Genomic DNA, 1,283 nt, shown 5'->3' on the forward strand with positions numbered 1-1,283 from the left:
CGAAGCAATCGGAAGTGGTTCCAAGAAAAGCCTCTAAGCTTCAGTCATACGAGACCGTACCGCAAACCGACACAGGTGGGCGAGATGAGTATTCTAAGGCGCTTGAGAGAACTCGGGAGAAGGAACTCGGCAAATTGGTACCGTAACTTCGGGAAAAGGTACGCCCTTGTAGCTTGGCTGATTTACTTCAGTAGGGCGAACGGGTTGCAATAAACTGGTGGCTGCGACTGTTTAATAAAAACACAGCACTCTGCAAACACGAAAGTGGACGTATAGGGTGTGACGCCTGCCCGGTGCTGGAAGATTAAATGATGGGGTGCAAGCTCTTGATTGAAGTCCCAGTAAACGGCGGCCGTAACTATAACGGTCCTAAGGTAGCGAAATTCCTTGTCGGGTAAGTTCCGACCTGCACGAATGGCGTAACGATGGCCACACTGTCTCCTCCCGAGACTCAGCGAAGTTGAAGTGTTTGTGATGATGCAATCTACCCGCGGCTAGACGGAAAGACCCCATGAACCTTTACTGTAGCTTTGCATTGGACTTTGAATCAATCTGTGTAGGATAGGTGGGAGGCTTAGAAGCGGGGACGCCAGTTCTCGTGGAGCCATCCTTGAAATACCACCCTGGTTCATTTGAGGTTCTAACCTTGGCCCGTTATCCGGGTCGGGGACAGTGCATGGTAGGCAGTTTGACTGGGGCGGTCTCCTCCTAAAGTGTAACGGAGGAGTTCGAAGGTACGCTAGGTACGGTCGGACATCGTGCTAATAGTGCAATGGCATAAGCGTGCTTAACTGCGAGACTGACAAGTCGAGCAGGTACGAAAGTAGGACATAGTGATCCGGTGGTTCTGTATGGAAGGGCCATCGCTCAACGGATAAAAGGTACTCTGGGGATAACAGGCTGATTCCTCCCAAGAGTTCATATCGACGGGGGAGTTTGGCACCTCGATGTCGGCTCATCACATCCTGGGGCTGTAGCCGGTCCCAAGGGTATGGCTGTTCGCCATTTAAAGTGGTACGTGAGCTGGGTTTAAAACGTCGTGAGACAGTTTGGTCCCTATCTGCCGTGGGCGTTGGAAATTTGAAGGGGGCTGCTCCTAGTACGAGAGGACCGGAGTGGACAGACCTCTGGTGTACCGGTTGTCACGCCAGTGGCATTGCCGGGTAGCTAAGTCTGGAAGAGATAACCGCTGAAAGCATCTAAGCGGGAAACTTGCCTTAAGATGAGATTTCCCAGAGCCTTGAGCTCTTTGAAGGGTCGTTCGAGACCAGGACGTTGATAGG

At 51.9% G+C, this 1,283-nt stretch carries 1 rRNA gene; it reads left to right on the plus strand.

The features are described from left to right. Positions 1-1,283: ribosomal RNA gene (locus GTP27_RS23240) — 23S ribosomal RNA — on the plus strand; the annotation flags it as partial.

The organism is Duganella qianjiadongensis (assembly GCF_009857915.1).
Taxonomy (GTDB): domain Bacteria; phylum Pseudomonadota; class Gammaproteobacteria; order Burkholderiales; family Burkholderiaceae_D; genus Rugamonas; species Rugamonas qianjiadongensis.